The organism is Mesorhizobium sp., from assembly GCF_017306585.1.
In the GTDB taxonomy this organism is placed as follows: domain Bacteria; phylum Pseudomonadota; class Alphaproteobacteria; order Rhizobiales; family Rhizobiaceae; genus Mesorhizobium.
This window is the reverse complement of the sequence record NZ_JAFKIC010000378.1, coordinates 1-1,998: the sequence shown is the minus strand read 5'-3', so window position 1 is coordinate 1,998 and position 1,998 is coordinate 1. Positions and strand designations below refer to the sequence as shown.

Below are 1,998 nucleotides of genomic sequence, written 5' to 3'. Positions count from 1 at the left end.
GAACTAACCTTTGCCCGTCGCGCTATTTCCAATCCGGGGTTTGGACCAGTTGAGCATGCAGTCGCGCCTCGGCCTTGCGGCCGCCATCGCCTTTTCCCTGTTGCCGGCTCTGGCCGGTGACGCCCTCGCGCAGGGCCGTCAGCGCCCCTCGCAGATTCCGGACCAAGGACAGCCGGCGCCGCCGCCCAAGCAGCAGAAGAACTTCCCGCTCGATGCGTCCTGGACGGCGGTCCAGTTCAACGGCAAGCCGCTGAACGACCGGCGGATCACGCTGAAGGTCGACGCCAATCTGCGCGGCACCGGCTTCTCCGGCTGCAATACCTATTCGGCCTCGGCCTATCCGTTGCGCCAGCAGGGCTTTGCGGTCGGGCCGGTCGCAGTGACAAAGCGCGCCTGCGACAAGGCGGTGATGGATTTCGAGCGCAGCTTCCCGCTGGCGTTGCGCGGCGCCCGGCAATGGGACCTGGTCGAGGGTCGGCTCGTCCTGAAGACCGCCTCCGGCGAAATCCGCTTCGATCGCGGTATCTGAGGCGCGCTGGTCTTTCGGCGGCTAGAGCGCCGCGCGTCGGCTCGGACGCGGTCACGGTGATCTATCTCATTGTTATCGCATCGGAGTTTTCCGAAAATCGGAGTCCACTTTTCGGTCCGATGCTCTAGAGCGCGCTGATTTTTGGCGGAATCGGGATTCGCAAATCATCTTGATCGTGATTCAAGATATCTGCCGGGAGAAGGCGGCCGGCAGGTATGACGCGACCTTACTCAGAGGATCTCCGTGAGCGGGCTCTGGCGCGGTTCGATGCCGGGGAGAGTATCCGTTCGATCGGAGCGGCACTGAAGATCAGCCCGTCCTGTGTTTCGAAGTGGCGCAGGCTCAAGGCGCAGACTGGCTCGCTCGATCACGGCAAGATCGGTGGGCACAAGAAGCCGCGGCTGTCCGGGGAGGTGGCGGACTGGCTGCGCGAGCGCTGTGGGTCAGGCCCTTTCACGACGCGCGGTTTGACGGCCGAGTTGCAGGCGCGCGGGATCAAGAGCGACCGGCGCATGGTCTGGGCGTTCCTGCATGCCGAAGGGCTGAGCTTCAAAAAAAACCGTGCTGCCAGCCGAGCAGACCCGGCCTGATATCGCCCGCAAGCGTGAGCGTTGGAAGGCGCATCAGGCCAGGATCGATCCGCGCCGCCTCGTCTTCATCGACGAAACCTGGATCAAGACCAACATGGCGCCATTGCGCGGCTGGGGACCGAAGGGCCAGCGCCTTCCCGCCCTCACGCCGCATGGTCATTGGAAGACGCTCACCTTCATCGGCGCGCTCAGGATCGACCGCATCGACGCGCCCCTCGTCATCGACGGTCCGATCAATGGCGAACTGTTCGCGCTTTATGCCGAGCAGGTTCTGGCCCCGACGCTCGCCCAGGGCGATATCGTCATCCTCGACAATCTCGGCAGCCATAAGGGGAAGGCCGCCCGCCGCGCCATCCGCCAGGCCGGCGCGCACATGCTCTTCCTGCCGCCCTACAGCCCCGACCTGAACCCGATCGAGCAGCTCTTCGCCAAGCTCAAGCACTGGATGCGAAACGCCGAGCCCAGAACCGTCGAGGCAACCTGGCAAAAACTCGGCGATCTGCTCAACCTCGTCTCACCAGCAGAATGTGCAAACTACATCACAAACGCAGGCTATGATGCCGTGTAAACGAAGCACGCTCTAGATCTCTATCCCAAAGCCCAGTGGACGCCGCCAGCATGCTCGGCCACATTCGCTGCAGCGCAGCATGGAGCCGAACCTGAGCACGAAGACGCCCCGCCAGTTCTCCCGCCCCCTGGCGATCGGTGCGCCGGAGCCCTATCGGGAGCCGCCGCTGCGCCTGGAGCGGATGATCCATTTCGTCCCGCCCCATCTCGAAAAGGTGCGGGCCAAGGTTCCCGAGCTCGCCGGCCAGGTCGATATCGTGCTCGGCAATCTCGAGGATGCGATTCCGGTCGAGGCCAAGCAGGCCGCCCGGG

The 1,998-nt window shown here is 64.3% G+C and carries 2 protein-coding genes and 1 pseudogene; all 3 read left to right on the top strand.

The annotated features are described in order from the left end of the window. The first annotated feature begins 55 nt into the window (after positions 1-55). Positions 56-529, top strand: a complete 474-nt coding sequence (locus J0I79_RS35005; protein WP_292870772.1) for an META domain-containing protein — start codon at positions 56-58, stop codon at positions 527-529. Positions 530-744: 215 nt separating this feature from the next. Then, positions 745-1,687 (top strand): IS630 family transposase gene (locus J0I79_RS35000; protein WP_292870769.1). Its coding sequence is split into 2 segments (ribosomal slippage): positions 745-1,080 and positions 1,082-1,687, totalling 942 coding nucleotides; the frame shifts between segments, so codons are not numbered across the junction. Between the two features lie 79 nt (positions 1,688-1,766). After that, positions 1,767-1,998, top strand: a pseudogene (locus J0I79_RS34995) (CoA ester lyase); the annotation flags it as partial.

Bases quoted from the DNA above. Each gene is read 5' to 3' on its own strand.
- J0I79_RS35005 (WP_292870772.1), top strand. From the start codon at position 56: ATGCAGTCGCGCCTCGGCCTTGCGGCCGCCATCGCCTTTTCCCTGTTG.